Annotated in this window: 15 protein-coding genes and 1 pseudogene; 8 read left to right on the top strand and 8 right to left on the bottom strand. The window is 33.0% G+C overall.

All coding sequences use genetic code 11. The features are described from left to right. Positions 1-122: 122 nt before the first annotated feature. Entirely contained in the window at positions 123-539 is a 417-nt protein-coding gene (locus DN393_RS22190) for a VOC family protein (RefSeq protein WP_088047421.1), read from the bottom strand. A gap of 401 nt (positions 540-940) precedes the next feature. Then, positions 941-2032, bottom strand: a complete 1092-nt coding sequence (locus tag DN393_RS22185; protein WP_088058584.1) for a patatin-like phospholipase family protein — start codon at positions 2030-2032, stop codon at positions 941-943. Between the two features lie 918 nt (positions 2033-2950). Between DN393_RS22185 and DN393_RS22180 the strand changes: the two genes are divergently transcribed. The 4 genes from DN393_RS22180 to DN393_RS22165 all read left to right on the top strand — a co-directional run bounded on the left by DN393_RS22180 (position 2951) and on the right by DN393_RS22165 (position 7751). After that, positions 2951-3793, top strand: a complete 843-nt coding sequence (locus tag DN393_RS22180; protein ID WP_088047423.1) for a hypothetical protein — start codon at positions 2951-2953, stop codon at positions 3791-3793. A gap of 603 nt (positions 3794-4396) precedes the next feature. Further along, positions 4397-5281, top strand: coding sequence for an endonuclease I family protein (locus tag DN393_RS22175; RefSeq protein ID WP_064474014.1), 885 nt, complete (start codon positions 4397-4399; stop codon positions 5279-5281). Between the two features lie 26 nt (positions 5282-5307). After that, entirely contained in the window at positions 5308-6303 is a 996-nt protein-coding gene (locus DN393_RS22170) for a S8 family peptidase (RefSeq protein ID WP_064474013.1), read from the top strand. 221 nt (positions 6304-6524) lie between these two features. Next, on the top strand, positions 6525-7751 hold the full coding sequence (locus DN393_RS22165) for a histidine phosphatase family protein (protein ID WP_229135778.1): 1227 nt from the start codon (positions 6525-6527) through the stop codon (positions 7749-7751). A gap of 467 nt (positions 7752-8218) precedes the next feature. Here DN393_RS22165 and DN393_RS22160 read toward each other — a convergent pair whose 3' ends face one another. The 5 genes from DN393_RS22160 to hlyII form a co-directional block, all read right to left on the bottom strand. Next, positions 8219-10945 (bottom strand): sensor domain-containing protein, encoded by a 2727-nt coding sequence (locus DN393_RS22160; protein ID WP_149173945.1) that lies wholly within the window; start codon positions 10943-10945, stop codon positions 8219-8221. Positions 10946-11644: 699 nt separating this feature from the next. After that, the gene (locus DN393_RS32165; protein ID WP_255449824.1) at positions 11645-11950 is read right to left on the bottom strand and encodes a hypothetical protein; all 306 of its coding nucleotides are present in this window, start codon (positions 11948-11950) and stop codon (positions 11645-11647) included. After that, entirely contained in the window at positions 11947-12306 is a 360-nt protein-coding gene (locus DN393_RS32160) for a hypothetical protein (RefSeq protein WP_255449823.1), read from the bottom strand. The genes DN393_RS32165 and DN393_RS32160 overlap by 4 nt, the downstream gene beginning before the upstream one ends. 136 nt (positions 12307-12442) lie before the next feature. Continuing rightward, entirely contained in the window at positions 12443-13048 is a 606-nt protein-coding gene (gene hlyIIR, locus DN393_RS22150; RefSeq protein WP_098116436.1) for a hemolysin II regulator HlyIIR, read from the bottom strand. 661 nt (positions 13049-13709) lie between these two features. After that, the gene (gene hlyII, locus DN393_RS22140; protein ID WP_064474007.1) at positions 13710-14948 is read right to left on the bottom strand and encodes a hemolysin II HlyII; all 1239 of its coding nucleotides are present in this window, start codon (positions 14946-14948) and stop codon (positions 13710-13712) included. A gap of 1205 nt (positions 14949-16153) precedes the next feature. Between hlyII and DN393_RS22135 the strand changes: the two genes are divergently transcribed. From DN393_RS22135 to DN393_RS22130, 3 genes and pseudogenes are all read left to right on the top strand, one after another. Next, positions 16154-16369: a hypothetical protein gene (locus DN393_RS22135; protein WP_064475228.1), complete on the top strand. Its 216-nt coding sequence runs from the start codon at positions 16154-16156 to the stop codon at positions 16367-16369. A gap of 58 nt (positions 16370-16427) precedes the next feature. After that, positions 16428-16759, top strand: a pseudogene (locus DN393_RS32620) (DDE-type integrase/transposase/recombinase); the annotation flags it as partial. Between the two features lie 231 nt (positions 16760-16990). Beyond that, a complete protein-coding gene (locus DN393_RS22130) occupies positions 16991-17395 on the top strand; it encodes a DUF3221 domain-containing protein (RefSeq protein ID WP_064475227.1) in 405 nt (134 codons plus the stop codon). Positions 17396-17628: 233 nt separating this feature from the next. On the opposite strand, the gene DN393_RS22125 is transcribed toward DN393_RS22130, so the two are convergent. Continuing rightward, positions 17629-18360, bottom strand: coding sequence for a M15 family metallopeptidase (locus tag DN393_RS22125; protein WP_149173944.1), 732 nt, complete (start codon positions 18358-18360; stop codon positions 17629-17631). 258 nt (positions 18361-18618) lie between these two features. On the opposite strand from DN393_RS22125, the gene DN393_RS22120 reads away from it, so the two are divergent. Next, positions 18619-18873: a SunI/YnzG family protein gene (locus tag DN393_RS22120; RefSeq protein ID WP_149173962.1), complete on the top strand. Its 255-nt coding sequence runs from the start codon at positions 18619-18621 to the stop codon at positions 18871-18873. The last annotated feature ends 254 nt before the right edge of the window (positions 18874-19127 follow it).

Below are 19127 nucleotides of genomic sequence, written 5' to 3'. Positions count from 1 at the left end.
AATACTAAATCATTAGGGTAAGCATAACATAAGTCGAGACAACTACCACTGCACAGATAATCGCTACACTTCACAGCACTACATACCATTCCTCGGTGAACTGTGAATATCGACGGCGAAGGTCACGCTTTTCGGGACGAACTCAGAACCTCTAAATAGTGCTGATTGTACATAATACCTAAGATGTTACCAAAGGGATCGATTACGGCAGCAGTAATGAACCCCTCACCTCGCTCTGTTGGTGCCTCGTACTCTTTTGCTCCCATAGACAACAGCTTTTTGAATGTGGCTGTTACATCATCGACATGCCAATACACTACAGCACCTGCCGGACCATTCGCTGAACTATCAGGCGCGTAGCGGCTATCAATCAAGCCCAACTCGTGCTGGTAATCGCCAAGTCGAAACTCAGCATATCCTGGACGTACGAAGTATGGTTCTAATCCCAAAAGTTCGGTATACCACTTCTTTGCCGCTGTTAAATCATTTGTCCAAAAACTAACTGTAGTTAGTCCTCGGAATGTCTGTGTGTCGCTCATAATCAATTTCCTCCTTAATGTTAAGAAGTACGTCCAGATGCTAAACTAAATAACTGCTTCTGAATTAACTTCAATTTAATTACAAAAAATCCTCTCTATTATTTAAGGAAATAGCCATTTAACTGAATAACATGACTGACATTGTTAAACATCTTTATTTGTAATTAAACACTTATTTTATTACTCAACAATTAATAAAATAGGAGGGTATTCGACTCAGGCATTTCCAAATACGAGATACATAAAAAGAATGCAAGTGATGTAACAACAAGCAGCCTGCTCAGTAAGATTCAATTTTGCCACAAGATTGATTTAATCGATGATTTGACAGCAGTTGATGAAACTGAAAGTATGCTGTCTGCTATTAAAGTAATTAACATTAAATCAAATTAGATGAACTTTTAAACACTCGGGATGACTTTATTTATACTTTGATTATTTGGATCATCATATGTTTTGAAGAATTCTTCCGCTGCCTGTTTACCAGAGGCTATTAATTCCAGTTGCTTCTCTTCAGAAATATTAAAATCTATCGCCGTTACCCCTACTGTGTTAATATAAATAGTTCGTACAGTATCATCTTTATGTAAATGCATACTATCTTGCCCTTTCACAATAGTCCCCATTAAATTCCAAGTAAAATCAAAAAAGTTGTCTATTTCGTGAGAGACTGGTGCAGCAATATTCCTCATTACATCTATTTCTGCTTTTGAATCTAAACGAAATCCTAATGTCTCTTTATTATAAACCTGCACATCTTCCAAATTAGCACTAACTCTTTCTGCAGGTATTGTTTCTAAAAATTCTGCCGCTCTTTCATAATAAGAAGTGACTTCATAATGTTTTTCATCTAATACATACTTTTTTTGGTCAAATAATCTAACAGGGTAATTATTTAATACCCCTCCATCTACAAAATATTCCCCTTTCCAAACAATGGGTTCGAAAAAAAATGGAATAGATATAGAAATTCTAACCGCTTCTGCTACAGACATATCAGGTGTTGTTTCATGTGAAAAAGTTACAATTTGTCTAGTTGAGACATTTGTGCCCTGGAAATATACTTCTTTTCCTGTTATTTTGACTATTTCTTCAAAAGTTAAATCTTTATCCTTCATTTCTTCTTTAATAATTCCTTTTTGAACCCATTCTTCCATCCTTGGTTTAATAATATCTTCTTTTATCCATTTTAAAAACTCATCCCCTTTGTATCTACCATATCCACCTGCTAGTAACCGAAATGTATCTATAATTATTCCATCATCATCTTTAAATTTTTCAAATTGTACCTTCTTTAATTTTTCCGTTAGATCCTTAACTGAATATCCTAGTCCCAGAATTAAAGCTGTAATTGCACCTGCAGATGTACCTCCAAACCTTTGAATATTTGACAATATTTCCTTTTCATTTTCTAAATATTCTAAGGCCCCTACATATCCAATACCTTTAATTCCGCCTCCTTCAAAAACTAAATTTTTAAAAGGGTAATTCATTTAAATTCCTCCTTGAGATTTTCTTTTGTGCTTCCGACATTAATTTCATTCAATCTAGAATATGTACAATAATCTAAATTTAAATATTAAGAAAAGATGTGAACTATTTGTATCGCCCTGAGATATCTACTAGAAATTATTTAGCGCTCTTTCATATCTTTTTTTGTAGAAGAGAAACTACCATATGTTTTGCTTTTTTACTCCCTCTGGTTTTAAAGTACAGTCGCAATCATTATCTTCCGCTTCACCATGGAGAATTATAAATATTTTTCATTCATTATTCTTTCCTCCAATACTGGTCAATAAGATATATCAACATATATACTCACCTACTTTTTATGTACATATTCATTTTAATAATTAATATATTTGCATATTACTTTTTATATAAAATATAAGATTGCGATTTTAATCGCTATTAGATATAACAACAATGTAATTAAATTGTTATGTTTTATCCCTCTTGGGAATTAGAAAAAAGTACAATCATAAAGTAACTCTCCCCATCCATGCGGAGCAAGTCGATTACATATTTTCTTGACTTGTTCTTTTAATGATGACATTATTTTCTTCCTTTAATGAAAGTAATAAAGTGGAGCAATACATACTATTATCACCAATTTATTAAGTTCTTTAATTTGGGATAACACACTTAATGATTGGAATATATCTCATTCTTAGCTCCTTAAAAAATATCACTTAAATGAATTACTAGGGAACACGGTTGATGGGTCTATTAATATAACAAAATCTGTATAAACTTATTTACAAATATCACTTTTACAGTTCTCAAGACATAGGATTCTTTACTCTTCCTTTTTCTAAAATTTTTCGTTTTTATTATGAATAGACTTTGTGATTTAACAAACAATATATCTTGAATGAACAATTTTATTAAGGAAAAGGAGTGATAAATATATGTCAAATATTTATCAGGAAATATGGGATGCAGATATGCTTGGAAATGGGATACAACCTACATTAAATAAAGATAATGTAGATAACAACAAGGGCTATGTATTAGTTGAACCTACAAAAGTTAGAACAAAAGAAGAAAAACAAGACCATATGTTAATAAAAGAAGTACACATACCAAATAGTAAAATACAATCATATGATTTAGTTAAAAAATTATTTAATAATTTCTTTTTAAATCCACACTTAAGAGAAGATAATACTGTTGAAGAACAAAAAGAAGTAGATGAACTTTTAAAGTATGCTATACAATCTAATCCTATGAAGCTTTGTAGAACTTTTGTTGAAACCAGAAAAGGTACGAGTTTATCTGATGAACAATGGTATACGTATTTGCATAACATATGGTTTTTACAGTTCAACAGCAAATCTGGTGTAAACCTAAGTGGATTTGAACATGTATTCGTTGGAGAAAAAAAGAAAAAGGGCAGTAGTCTAAATGGATATCATTTCTGGTATAAGTATTATCTAGAAGATCAACTCGGAGAAAATGATAAAATTACCTATTTAGGTCCACGAGATAAAAATTCAGTTCCCGACGTCATTACTTTTGCTTTCACGTTAGAAGCTTCTGACACTCAAACTGATAGTACTTTACTATATAAACCAAAGGGTGGCTTTTTTATAGGTATTAGTCCCGAAGGATTATTAGCTCTAGGAGCAGCTCGTTTTGCTGACACACTTAGCGAACATCATACAATTGAGTTAAATAATCAAAATTATGACTTAGTATTATATTCTTTTGGAAAACGATCTATGAGAACCTTCTTCCCTATGTACCAGTAAGAAACTTTTCTTTATTTTTGCCACTAAAAAACAAAGATATAGTACCTTATTAATAAATTTTGTAAAATTATTATGCTCAAGATAATAAAGATTATACGTCTTATGTGAAATAATTAATTTTTCACCTTATAGAATAATCCTAATAATAGATTAGAAAACCGAACATTAAAACTACCTATTTTCTTTATTTTTTAAAGTCCCGTAGTGTATTTCACTAATTCGATTAAGCATAATTATTAATAATCTTTGTAGATTGATAAAAAACTTGTTTAGTTTCTATCTATTTAATTGTGTTTGTTATCATCGAGTTAAATACTCTCAAAAAAAGTGAGTATTTAACTTGATGAAACTATTCACTAACAGGTAATTTTGAATGTGAAATTTTACTCAACAAAGAATACATTGATATAAATTCGTTACATCCGTATATACAGTTTAAGTATATTTCAGGTTATCTTCCCCCTTCTACTGTACATATCCATTTAGAGAGATTAGAAAATAACGTATATATTCTTCATAATCAATTGAAACATCAAGCAATAAAAACGCTACAAGAATTTTTTATAAAAAATGGGATAACATCAAGGGAGGTACAAGACAGAAATGAAAAACACGAAACAGCAAGACCAAGAAAGCAAAGTACATTCTAAGAAGCCGCTGATTGCCACGCTCGAAACGAATTTAGAACGAATTCAATCCGAGGAACGAGCATATTATGATGCAGCACGAGATGAAGAGGATATCAAGAAGTATTATACAGGAATAAATCCTCATGAAACGAACGGCAAGGCTTTATTTCAGCAACTCTCTGAATTGCTGGAAAATACACATAGCACAAAAGTACGCTATTCCAATAGCGATGAGCATTTAAAAACATGGGTCGATTTGCATGAAGATGGTTCCTTCCGAAGCATTTATTCTGGAAAAGAGGCGGATCCTAGAGTTGTTATTGAGGAGAGTCTTACGCAATTGACAGCGGATGTAACTACATCTACAGGGCATATTGCAAACATCGAGCACGTAGTTCCGCAGTCTTGGTTTAATGAGCAAGAGCCTATGAGAGGAGATATGCATCACTTATTTTACTGTGAAAAAGAATGTAATAACAAAAGAGGTAACAAGGTGTATAAGGATTTCGCCGACTACACCCCAGAGGAATTTCGTACAGAATGGGTACTCGATGAGTGTGGAAAAGGCGAAGGCGGAAGTGGTGAGGAAGGCGGCGTCTTCGAACCCGAATATGGTAAGGGTTTCGTAGCCCGCGCGATGCTATACTTCTTCCTGCGTTATCCCGATGCCGTCGATGCAAACATTCACGGTAAGATCGATACAAACGTGTTGCTTCAATGGCATAAACAGGATCCTCCAGGACACTTGTACGAAAAGCATCGCAACCAAGCCATTTTCGACATTCAGGGAAACCGCAACCCTTTAATTGATCTTCCCGAGCTGGCGGAGATCATCGATTTTGGAGTATTTCACCAATAACATTAAAAGAAAGGTTTTGATTCTATATGTCAGTAGCGAATCGGAATGAGGATACAGTCAATCTGCTACCCTTCCAAACAGAAGAGGTCAACCGGCCAATCAAGGAAATCCCTAAAGGTGTTCAAATGATCCAAGCCCCGCAATTCTGGGAAAATGGTAACTATGGCCAAGGTGTAACCATCGCCGTTCTTGATACCGGCTGTGATGTTAATCATCCCGACCTGCGAGACAGAATTATCGACGGGAGAAATTTCACCGACGATGACAACGGAGCTGTTGACAACTATAAAGACTATAATGGTCACGGAACCCATGTAGCAGGTACCATTGCTGCTTCCAAGAATGATAGCGGCGTTGTCGGAGTCGCTCCTAAAGCAAACCTGCTAATTCTCAAGGTACTAAATCGTCATGGTTCTGGTAAACCAGAATGGATTGTTCGGGCCATAGAGTACGCCATTCAGCAGAACGTCCATATCATCACCATGTCGTTATCTACCACCAAAGATAATCCGAAGATTCACAAGGTAATTCAGCGAGCGGTAGGGCAAGGTATTATCGTCACTTGTGCTGCTGGTAACGGTGGAAGATCCGAATTGCGCTACCCGGCAGGATATAACGAAGCTACCTCCGTCGGTGCAGTTGATTTTACCGGCAAAGCAGCCGATTTCTTATCCAGCAACAACGAAGTGGATTTGACAGCTCCCGGGGTAAACATTCTGTCTGCATACCCCCTCGATTTGGTATCGGATCCGAGTAATCCGTACAAAGTATTATCTGGTACCTCGATGGCTACACCTCATGTGGCCGGGGCTTTGGCGCTTTTGCTGAATTATTGTAAAGCCTCCGATCAATTCAACCGACAGCTTACAGAGGATGAGTTGTATGCACAGCTGGTCAAGCACACCGTTCCCTTAGGTACTGAAAAATCGATAGAAGGAAACGGACTGCTATTCCTTACAGCTCCAGATTTACTTGCGGAGTATTGGAAGCAGAATCCACCAGATTTAACCCCTTATCTTTAATCGAACATTGGGAACTCTTATCAGTTGAATTAAAGTAACAAAATATACAACAGGGCGTATTTCGTATGGAGCATGCCCTGTTGCTAGACTAAATTTGGAATCGTACTCGATTGGCTTGTAGCGCAATGATTCTGCAGATCCCAGGAATCCTACATAGAGGCGTTCTGCTGTAATTTCTGACATACCTATTTATGGTCTATAATTATTTAAGGAGTGTTTATATGAATTATTCCGAAATCCCGTTTGAAGTCAAACTACCGCTTGATGCTAACCAAGTACTGACTGATGAGAATCAACTTCAGTTAGACCAATTAGACATGGAAATTCAAGAAATTGAAATGATCGACATTCTTTTTTTGGATAGCCCAGATTTAACCTTGTATCAGAATGGCTGGATTATTCGCGGACGATTAAAGCCGAATAAAGACAAATGGGAACTAACCTTTAAGTACAGAATCGAGCTTTCGCAAAGCGAGGAGCCGGCGATCGCTTTGGAGCAAGCGTTGCAAGCTGCAGCTTCGTCAGGCTTTGATTTATCCGACCCGAACTGTGAATTAGAAGTGGAGTGGAGTGAGGAACAAAAAACGCTTAGTTTGTCCTACGAGGTTAACATCCCAATCGCTTCTCCTGACAGGAGTGAAGCGTGGAAAGATCTTATTATGCAACATGCGCCTCAGCCGCTCCGTTTAAAGGAATGGGAGAGACTGGATTTTTCAGAACTCGTCAATCAATTAAATGTTTTAGGCCCAATACGAGCACAAAAAAACAAAGGAAACTGGCATGGCTTAAAAACGAGTGTCGAAAGCTGGTATATCACAAATGGTACAATTGTTGAAATTTCTTTAAAGGCTAAAGGCGGCGAGGATGCAAGAGAAAAACGAGAACAAATGAAACAACAACTGAAGGATAAGAAGTTGATGACAGGGCAAAGCTTCTCAAAAACACAGTGGGCATTGTCGCGGCTAATCAGACCCACACAAAATCCATTTTCTTTGCTTCAAACAGGAGGATATAATTTATATTTTAGGCACGCGCAGCTTGAAAATACAAGCAGCGAGAATGCCTCTCTTAACGAAACTGGTCTAGAACAGGCAAGAAAAATAGGAAGACTGTTCGTTGATAGACATATCCCAATTCAAACTCCTGTCCGTTCCAGTCCAATTAATCGAGCAATGCAAACCGCTCAGAATGCATTCGGAGAAGAACAAGTTCAGCTAGATGAGCGCCTTATCCAACCCGAATTGCCGAAATTACTTGAATCAACGCCGGAAGTAGGAAAAAATCAAGTATTTATTGCTCATCGCTTTACGTCTGACAACCCGCTTACAGAACGACTTGATTACATGAACATGGTTCTGATTAAACCACTGGGAGCCGGCAGTGGATATAGACTTGAGCAGGTATATGATTTGTTAGCAGAATCAATCATTAAGTACGATCATTTGTAGCAATTCATCTGGGTGTGATTTGTGTTTTTATATTTTTTAATATCTAGCGAACGTGATGTTAATCTGATAATAACTATTGCAACTCTTCGCTTTTCTGCAGGTAAAATAGTTACTTAGTCCGTTGTAGCTTTTTTCATTCCCAAAATAATATCACGAGAGATGAGATAAGACATGGATTTGCTATAAATTAGGAGAACATTATCCTTGCACAAGCAGGGCTCAATTATTTTAATAGCGAATTTGAAAATAACTCTATATTCTTACTGAATTACCCTCCCTTTTTATGTATACATTTGTGTAGATTTGAATACGCTTTTGTAGATTTCGATTTAAATTAAATGGAAAAGAATCTATAATTATTAAACTTATTGAAGGACTACTTATTTATTTTGCTGTAAAATACGGTTTAAATGAAAAAAGACACCTGTAGAGGTATCTTTTTTTGTTTGTAATGCCTTCTTATTAATCTAGAAAGAATCACATTTTAAAAAACTGATAAATTCATCTTCATTTATAGGTTTGCTGTAGTAATAACCTTGAATTAGGTAACATGAATTACGTTGTAACACTGTTAACTGTTCCTTCGTTTCTACCCCTTCTGCTATTACTTTCATATTCAAAGTATGGGCTAGCGAAATAATAGTTTGTATAATTTCATCTCCATCATTTGAAGTTCCAATCCTATTCACAAATTCTCTTGGAATTTTCAAAGTATCAATTGGATACAAAGGTAGATACGCCAATGAAGAATATCCTGTACCAAAATCATCAATTGATAAATGTACACCATATGATTTTAATGCTTTTAACTTCGATAAGGTTTCTTTTTCATCTACCATGGCAATTCGCTCTGTTAATTCCAAATCAATTAAATTAGCTGGTACCCCTATTTCTTCAATGGTAGATATAATCGTTTGAACAAAATCTTTCTGTTCAAACTCTATAGCTGATAAATTTATCCCCATTTTTAGATTTGTATAACCTGCAGAATGCCATTCTTTCAGTTGTGAACACGCTTGCTGTAGCGTCCATTTTCCAATTGAAATAATCTGTGATGTTTCTTCAGCGATAGGTATAAACTCAAAAGGTGAAATTAGCCCCAGCTCTGGATGTTGCCAACGTATTAATGCCTCTGCACCAATAACCTTTCCTGCCTTACTATCCACTTGTGGTTGGTACAATAAAAACAACTCATTATTTTCAATTGCATTCGGTAAATCTTGCTCTAATTGTAATCGTCTTGTTATTTTTTGAGATAATGTCTCGTCGTATATACAAACAGCATTGTTACCTTTTTCCTTTGCGCTATACATGGCGATATCAGCATGTTGTAAAAGTGTAGTAGTGTTTATTCCTCCAAACGGATACACTGCTATTCCTATACTATGAGATAAGTAAAAACTATGCTGATTTACTACAAATGGTTCTTCAGTTATACGAAACAGAGTTTCACATAAATCCAGTAGCTGTTGCTCTGTGTGGTTATGGACTATGACTGCAAACTCATCTCCCCCTATTCTCGCTAGAGGAATAGACGGTGACAGACATGTCCTAAAACGCTTAGCAACTTCTTTTAAAACACTGTCACCGATTGAATGTCCCATTGTATCATTAATGGTCTTAAAACGATTTAAATCTATATACAAGAGTCCAAATTCACCCTGCGTTTTTTGTGCACGCTCAATGGATTTTTCTAATTCTTGTTGGAAGAATATTCGATTTCCAATCTCCGTCACCGTATCATGAAATGCTAGATAGTTTATCTCATCTTGTTGTTGCTTCATTCTCGTAATGTCTTTTACCATTACATAACTCCCAAAAGTTTGTCCTTCTATCATAATAGGAACAATGGTCACGCACCAAAAATGAATGTCCTTCTCATTATTGTTTTTCACCCGTAATTGTAAAGAAGTCGAACTGCATCGTTTTCCTTCCTGTAGAGCTGCTTCCAATTCAGATCTATCTTCATCTAAAAAAATTGAAAAGCACTCTTTTCCTATCAATGCAGCACTGTCTTTCCCTAATAACATACTTCCAGACTGGTTTATATTTAATACGGTACCATTTGAATCAATTGTTAATATAGGATCTGGATGATACTCATATAAGGACTTAAACCTCTCTTGATTTTTCACCAAATCATTAGACTTTTTTATTAAGTCTGCTGTTCTTTGAGATACTTTTTGCTCTAATTGATTATTGAACACTTTTAATGTTTCGGTTAAATCTTTGTTTTGCATTCGTACAATTGTATGACGAATCAGTACAAATACAAAGGCAATACAATTGCCCGTAATCAGTGTAGATGAAGAAGTTTGCTCTTTCAAAGTAAAACCAATTAAGATTGCAACTGCAAGATAAGGAAATATGACAAGAAGTTTCTTTCCAAATGTCGGATTAATAATAAAATAATTTCTTCTAGAAGATGCACTCCTTGGGATAGTAGCGGCAATGGCAATAAATAATAGAAAAACTCTATACAAACACCTTAATAATATGAGTGAACGATGTGATAAATCATCTTGTAAATAGAAATATAAATAGTCCGTAATAGACAATCCAGTTAATACTAAGATGAAAATAAATAATTTACTTTTCGCATTAAAAATTGCTGGTCGAAAGATAAGGCTAACTCCTAGTAAAAGAAGCAATAGATCTATAATCGGGAAAATAAATGAAAGAAAAACATCTCCAATTGATAAGAATAAAATATTTGCAGAAGGTTTATTAAATAGGTACCACTCTAAGGTGAAAATAGCAGTAACAACAATACATAAATCACAAATCAAATACGCTTTCTCCCATTTGTTACATTCCATCATGATTTTATAAAAGAACGCAAAGAGAAAGAAGAATAAGAAAAACAACAAAAATACATCAGAGATATTAAAATTTTGTATTGATAATTCTATATTAAGTACTTGAAAAGCAGATATAAAATTCCCTATCAAGAAACACCCTATTGCAATAGTAATACAAGCCCAAAACACTCCTAACTTAACTTTTCTGGATACTATAGAATAGAGTAATGAAATAAGTACAATAGTTTCAACAACTAAAGATGAGAGTCGTATATTAAAATCTGATACAAAATACTGATTCGGAAAAACAAATAAAAATATAAAGCAAAAGCTTAAATAAGCTATTAGAGCCAATATCAATACATAAAATTGCACATGTGAATGTTTACGCAATATATTCACCTTCTTAAGTCTTTCATTATTTTTTATTAAATTTGTTTCTAATTATTATTTCTATTATGACCATTTCAAAAGATTTCTTTCAAAATAAAGCAACCTCAAATTACACCTGTTAATATTCAACAATTATAGAACAGGAATTATAAAAATGTTTCTAACCGTATGAAACGAAAGGAATCTTCTGTCGGAAAATGATAAATCACCATATTTCTCTGCATCCTTTTTCTCATAAAAAACCACAAATATGTCTAGTACTCTAGCATGCTTTCAAATGGATTGGACAATGCTAACATCATGATTCCAAAATTAATAGATTACAGAAAGGCTTATACTGATTAGATGCATTAAATATTATCAACAAAAAAAGTTTTTATATCAATATAAAAAAATTTCACGAAATTAAGTGTATGTATAGACTTTCCAGTCAAAAGAATATAAACAGGACAATCATTATATAAACATGTATCTCTGAGAAATTATATAAATGTAACATATCCCTAATTAATGGAGCTATTATAGTTACTTATATGAATGAGTGTCCACGACAGAAATATGACATTTTTGCAGCAGCTAATAAAAATGAAACAGAAGATAATGTTTTAAAGTAACTAATTCAAAAAAGCCTTGTAACATATTACAAGACTTTTTGAATTGGTATATACATTATAGATGGATATTTTTATTTTCTTAAAATTAAGACCAAACCCATTGCTCTTTATTTGTATTCTGTTTAATTTTATCGTTATTTTTTTGAATATGGTCATACGTTGTTTTATCCATTCCATGGAAATTAGATCCATCATGAAAATCTACTTGAACCATATCACCTATATTAAATTGTTGCCCCTGTGTTAACTCTACATAAACAAGATCATTTTTCCCATTTTTAGAAGGGTATGTGACAGCTACATAATCGGTATAATCTTTGTCTATTTTTGTGATTTCTCCGATTACAAAATTAGGTTGACCATCTTCTTTTTCATACATTCCTGGTTTCAATGTAGTAGCTTTTTTTCTAAAGACTCAGTACTAGTACTATTTATTGAATCATTAATTTGCGTTTTAACTTTTTCTACTTTTGCATTTACAGCTATAGGTGGTATGGATCTTGCCCAGAAATCACTTTCTACTTTCACTAAGTCATTAACCTTAAATTTATGAGTATTTTTTAGAGGGACACGAAGATCTGCTGGATTTCCGTTATTATCTATATATGTAACTACTAATTCATTAGAAGAAACTTCACTTACATGCCCAACTGTATATTCCTCATAGTTTCCAGGAGCCAATTCAAAATGCTCCACAGTATTAGCTGTTAAACTTGTAGTAAAATTCGTTTTGAAGTAATGGACCATTACTATTCACTTTTACATATTCACCTGGCTTTACATTGGCTTGAAAACCAGTATATATAACTACCCCTTTTTCTTCCGTCTTCCTAATTTTTTGGTAACAAGAATCTCACAGCTGGTCCTTTTAGATTTTGGATTGTCAAATGCTAGGTTTATTGGTTAATGCGAAAATAACCCTATTCACTAAGTCTTCTGGCATCCATTCATGATTTTTATCATTTGTTTCATCCGTCCCTAAAGAATCAATGAACTTTTTAAACTTTGGAAATAAAACAATAGAAGTGATCCAATGTATCGTATGATTTATAGAGAAGAAATGAAAAACCTCTTGTTTTTCACCCTCCTGTAATATTTCTTTTAACTGTTCAAAACTACCTATTAAATAAGGTTTAATCTTTTCTAATCTGGAACTTTCCTTAATAATCTCCTCATATGCCAATGTTCCAATTTCAGGATTCTCTTTTATATGCGTAGTAAAGACTGTTAAATATTCTCTTAGGGCATTGATAGGATTTAACTGATTCTTCTCAAGAAAATTGGGTAACTCTTTAACAAGACCATATTTCTTAAATACCTCATAATATAGGTTTTCTTTCCCATTAAAATAGTAAGAAGCCATAGCAACATTCACTTTCGCTTCTTTTGCAATTTCCTGTATGCTCGTACCTTCATAGCCACGTTCTCCAAATTTCTTCTTAGCAGCCTTTAAAATATTTTCCATCGTCCGCTCTCGTGATTTTCCCATTCCCCACACCTCAACTAGTATATAGCTCATTTCAAAAGTTCAATAAGGACTTTGAATTGATTATCTTTTTAATTAAATTTAATTATATGTTTAAAATGATAATTTAACAATCGATGAATTCTTAATCACTTTGGGCAATTCATTACACAACCAATATTTTAAAAACACAACATCTTCTGAACATATTCTTCTCCTACTTCATCAAAAAAGTATCCATTTAGAATCCATACGACAAACAGACAGGCATCTATTAGATAGATAGTGAAATAATACTGACAAATTGTCCGGCAACATTTTATGTATGTCGAACAAGTAAGATGGCTTCCTGCTCTTCCTTGTTCGAAGCCAATTCATCTCCCATCTACTCACCGGGCTGAGGCCCTTCAAGTTCCTTGAGTAAGGTGGCTTCTTGGCCAAATGATAAAATGAATAGCTCTCAATTACTTCATTCTCTTATCTAAATTAGGGAATGAAGTAATTGGGTGACAAATATCTATTTTCAGCTTAATCTTGTATGCGAAGGAAAAAATAATAAGGATCAAATCTTATCTATTTTACGAATAAGATCTGATCCCTTCATTGCATAATACGTGTTTAAAAAATGCCACATTACTCATGTCTTGATAAAATAATTATCCATCAATTGTATTTCATTTATTGATTAGATTTGTTTAACCTCAATATAAGGTCCTTTAATGTTTAACTTGTTAATATCATTAGAGATATTACCTACAGTTGTTTTTTCATTAAACGTATAGACTTTTTCACCATTTACAAAGATACCCCAATTTTTATCTGCATAACTGATACCATAGCCAGCATTGCTAGATGTAGCTTTGAGTTGATTTCCATTCATTGAAAAAGATAATTTACCTTTTCCTTTGTTAAGTTGTTCATTTACACTACTGATACCATTCATTTGATCTTCAAGGGCTTTTTGATTATCAAGAGTAACTTGATGTTTGTTCCAGTCTAATTTATAGTGGTTTGTAAAGAACTCATTATATGTATCCTTGTTGTTTGTTCCCCACCATTTTGAACTTACCCATTCAATATTGTACTGATCTGAAATTCTACGATTTGTTATTTTTAAATCTGATGTAGATTCTGTTTTATCAGCAGTAATAACCGCTACTACGTTTGGAGAAAAACCATATCCTGTTAAAGCTGGTACTGTATCTTTTGAAACAAAATTATTGGTTCCTTCATTATTACTACGTGATTTCATGAATAGTTGGTTACCATAGAAAGTATTGAATGAATCACGATTATAAATTCCCCACTCTGGGAAATTAAATGATTGGAATCCTACTTTCCAATTTAATTTTTTATCTGTCTGAGTCTCTAATACTGTTTTATAATCTGCTTGATCGTAAGATACACTTTCTTTCCAAGCAAAACTACCTGTAATACTCGCTTCAGCATTTGGTCCTTTATCATTTACCCCAACTTTAACACTTCCACCAAGTGTATACCCTACTTCAGAACTAACCTTTGCTGAAGTCATTGTATTAACTGGGGCAGCTTTATGAAATTGAGCGCTATCACCACTAGTTATTTCTGCTTCTGTATGATACGCCGATGGCCATTTTAAACCTGCGTTATAGTATCCGCCATTAATTGTATATTTAGCATCTATATTACTACCATCCGTAGTAACAATTGCAATCTTTTTATCTGCGTACGGATCCTCAATAAAGGAAACCTTTATTGAATTTTTGATATTCTGCTTCATGTCATAAGTAGTTTTAAAACTATTATAGACCTTCCCACCATTTTGAAGATTTTCTACAGTTCCCTTAGAATCTGCCAATGCAGATGTTGTTTGTAAGCCAAATGTTCCTGACATAATAACGGAAGCTACCGCAACACTTTTAGCTATTCCTTTTGCTTTTTTCATACAAACAGCCACTCCTTCTATAAACATATTATTTTTAAATTTCAATACTAGAGATAGATTCATAACAATACAATGTAGAAATTTATAAATCTTTATGACATTAACTAGCAGCACCTGTTTCGCTAATTTTCATCTCTCTTATTGATATCCATTATCAATATTATTAAAACACAAGATAACGATTTAAACAACAAATTTAAATTTATATTTAAAATTATTGTTTAAAAAATAACAAAAAATTATAGGTATTCTTTACTCCTCATTTCTTCTTGTGTAACTATTCGTATAAAAAAACCTAATCCTATAATACGTTCTTATTCTCAACTAATTTAATTACAATTTATTATTTATTATTTATTCTAAAATTTTTATAAATCTCTATTTTGGTTATTTTAAAAAATGAATTCAGTACAAACAGCTTTATAGATTTGATTAGCTTATAAATAACGCATTTCATTACTTATCCAAGACATGTAACATTCTTTTCACAAATGTAATATATACCCAACTTTAATATCTATTATATTCATCCATACATACGAGTTTAATCAAAATAAACTTTATATCTTATGAATCACTAATAGCACCTGATTTTATAATAAATAATTTAAAAATAACACTACATATTCCTCTTTTATTTAATTCAAGGAACCCTTTCGTTTCATAGAATATAAAAGATTCTTATCAACTCTTAGATTTATTATAAGTGAGTAATTATTCGTCTTATATAATAATTACTTACTATATTATTAACATAGTTACCTTACAAAAATGTAAGATTCATTTCATTGACACTCGTATATATAAGTTCCTATACTAGTTACACAATGTTGGTAAATATATAAATAGTCTCAATCTCTAAGTGTGTGACTGTGGATTCTTGTTAAAATAATAGCCTTTATTTAATTATATATTTCCTATCTGTAATATATAATGCCACTTACATTTGTTCTGGTACGTAGAAACTAAAATACTCTTAAAAAGGTGTGTGATAAGTATGTAAAAAGAATATAGATTCAAATAGTGATAAGTTGTATTTTAAAAATGAAAAAATCCAGATTTATAGATATGCTATAAATCATACTTTTCGACATAGTGTATAACTTTTTAATAAATAAAAGTAATCCTTCTTTTTTAGGGATTTAGACAAAAACACCCAGGTGACGTTTTATGTTGCCTAATACAAATTAGGGGGAATATGTATCATGTTCCAAGAGAGGAAAATAAACGGAAGACCAGTTTATCACTTAAAATACTTAGGTGAGACAGTAGCAATCTGTTCACGTAATGCTTGGAAACGTTGGGAAGTCAAGGGCATTACTATCGATATTTACATATCGGCAAAAACAAAGTTTCAATCAATTAATTTATTTGAACATAAATATGAATTGTATTTAAGAGGTATGAAATATGATAACTGATTTTATTTGCAAAGTTTCCTAACCCTAGTTACAATCTAGAAAAATGTGAGAAAAAGCAACGGTGATTACAACAGACAAGGTTCCCGCTTTACTTAACGTGTCCAATAATATTGAAAGGGCAATGTTTTAAAAGCATACCACTCATTGCACAATCAAGCATTTGAATAATCTCACTACACAGGGGCATAAACATATCAAACGGCGTTATTCCAAATTTGCAGAATTTCAAAGTCTTCTCTATACTTCACACACCTTGAAAGGAATCGAAACCATTCATGTCCTATGTCCTATATTAACAAAAACGAAGTTTGACAATCAAACTTCGTTTTTTCGGTGTACATTTACAAAAGACGAAAAAAGAAGAGGGATTTTTTCCCCCTTCACCAATAAAATCGAACATATTTACAATTAAGGAAGGTTATACATTCATCAGGAGATGAATGTAACACTAATAGTTCACCTAGTGAATTATAACATAAATCCACTTCCATTAATAGATATTTTTAACATTTATGGATTATTCGTGACAGAACTGTTAAACATCTTAATATTAAAAGGTTTTATATGTATAGAAAGAGAAAATGGCTAGTGTAGGGATAAAATATAAGGAGGCTATATATTATGTTTACAAAAAAACAAAAATTAGTAACAACTGTAGCAGCTTTAACATTAGGATGTGGATTTACTTTCGGATTAACACCGGCATTTGCAGATGCTAATAAGGCTTCTGTAAGCACTACACCTATTCATTCTATTCAAAAGCAAGAACAAGAGCCTTTTACTGGATATGTCATTTCAGTAGATAACAATTATTTATTGGTTGCTTCTACATCTACAAAAGATGAAGCTCTCGCTTATCAAAATGATTGGTGGGAGTTAGTTTCTCAAAATAAGATTTTAAGGGTTCCAGTTTCAAATGGTGAAAATTACACTATAGGTGAACAGTTAAATGTTTATGCTGCTGCATGGACCAAATCTTTACCGCCTATTGCTGTAATGCCTAAAATCGAAAAAGTAATTCAATAGATTATGCTAAAAATAACAGGCATCATTCTAATTAGAATGATGCCTGTTATTTAGTAAAAAACCGAATACAAAATATTTATATTCTTTTTCATTTCTCTATGGTTCCCATCGTATATTGAACTATTATTTATCATTTGGCGCCTAACGTAGGATTCTACTACTCACATTACTGTAAATATATGAATCGCTCCTCTTTCATCTTTAAAATAGTAGTATCGTTTACAATTCTATTTTTACAGATTCATATATTCTTCTAAAGTCAGCTTTTTCTTATATATACTTTCAGCAATATCCCCTACATAGCGAATATGCCACGGTTCATAAGCATATCCAGTAATACTCTCTTTACCTTTTGGATAACGGATGATAAATCCTGCACGATGCGCATTTTCTTTCAGCCATTTTCCTTCTTTCGTACTCGCAAAGGTTAACTCTAGCTCATTATTTGCACTTTTAGAAGAAACATCCATCGTTAATCCTGTTTGATGTTCACTATGTCCTGGCTTTGCCGAGAAGCGATCCGTATGCTCTTGTTCTTTTCTTTTCACGTTGTTTGCATACAGATTTTTTTGATAATCATAGGAGCGAAACCCTGAAACAGCATTCAACTGGATTCCTTCTTTCTTTGCTAAATCAAATAACCTTTCTAGTGCTTCTGCTGCCTCTTTACGAAGGTAACTCTTTTCTAGCGTTCCACTGAATGAGAATGGTACATTTGGTACAACTAAATCCTCCGGTTTATAGTCTTCTGGCAATCCGTATTCCGTATTAACTACAGCCTGTATACTAGCAAAAGAACTTGCTATGTTATTTGAAGTACTATTTTGTTCTTTATTTATGGAGTTTTCACGAGTTTCATAGTTTGTCTTTTTTGGTTCTTTACCAATAGATTGATTGGTGTAAAAGATAAAGATACCTAGTATCACAAACATACAAGTAAAAATCCCTACTAATTTAATTCTCATTATTCATTTCCTTCCTGCCACTCTTAATGTTTCTCGTTCATAATACTACAAGCATATCAAATTCATATTAATTCGAGGTGAACTTTTGTTCTTAACATATTACTTAACAGAAAGACAGCATATCCTCCTATTCGTTTGACACACTAAAGATGCTAACACGTAGAAACCAATTCTATTCCTACATATGGAAAAATAATCTAAAAATTTGTATAATAAGATTAGAAGTGTAGCATTCTATTATAGAAAGGTCTTGGTATGATGCTGGGTATTCATGTTAAAAAAACAAAAGAAGAGTTAATTATTTCATGGCAATTGGCGAAGATTACGATTCCATTACATGATGTAATTGAGGTTACTGAAGATGCTACCTATGCGGGTGTTGAAGATACTAGTGCAATCCGTATTGGCACTGCATATGGAACAACGGATCGTATTTTAATCAAAACGGTAAAACAAAATTATGTATTATTTACGACAAATAAAGTTTCAATTTTAAATGCAATAAACGCTTAAAAATGAACAAATTAACGGGTTTAAACAAAGTCCAAGTTAAATAAAAAGGTGCGAAGCCATGGAATTGACTTTACACCTTTTTTTAAATACTTTATATGAATGTAAATCCGCTTTAACATTTCAATAAGATCTTTATCACTTCTATCACATCTTACTACTTTATATCCCATTTTTCTAACCAAAGTAGAACAATACCCCATTCTCTGTATTAATTACACCATACTTCCCACCATGTAAGTCAAATATGTTTTTTA

Origin of the sequence: Bacillus sp. BPN334 (assembly GCF_008368885.1) — a bacterium.
In the GTDB taxonomy this organism is placed as follows: domain Bacteria; phylum Bacillota; class Bacilli; order Bacillales; family Bacillaceae_G; genus Bacillus_A; species Bacillus_A wiedmannii.
This window is presented reverse-complemented; position numbering and strand designations above follow the sequence as displayed.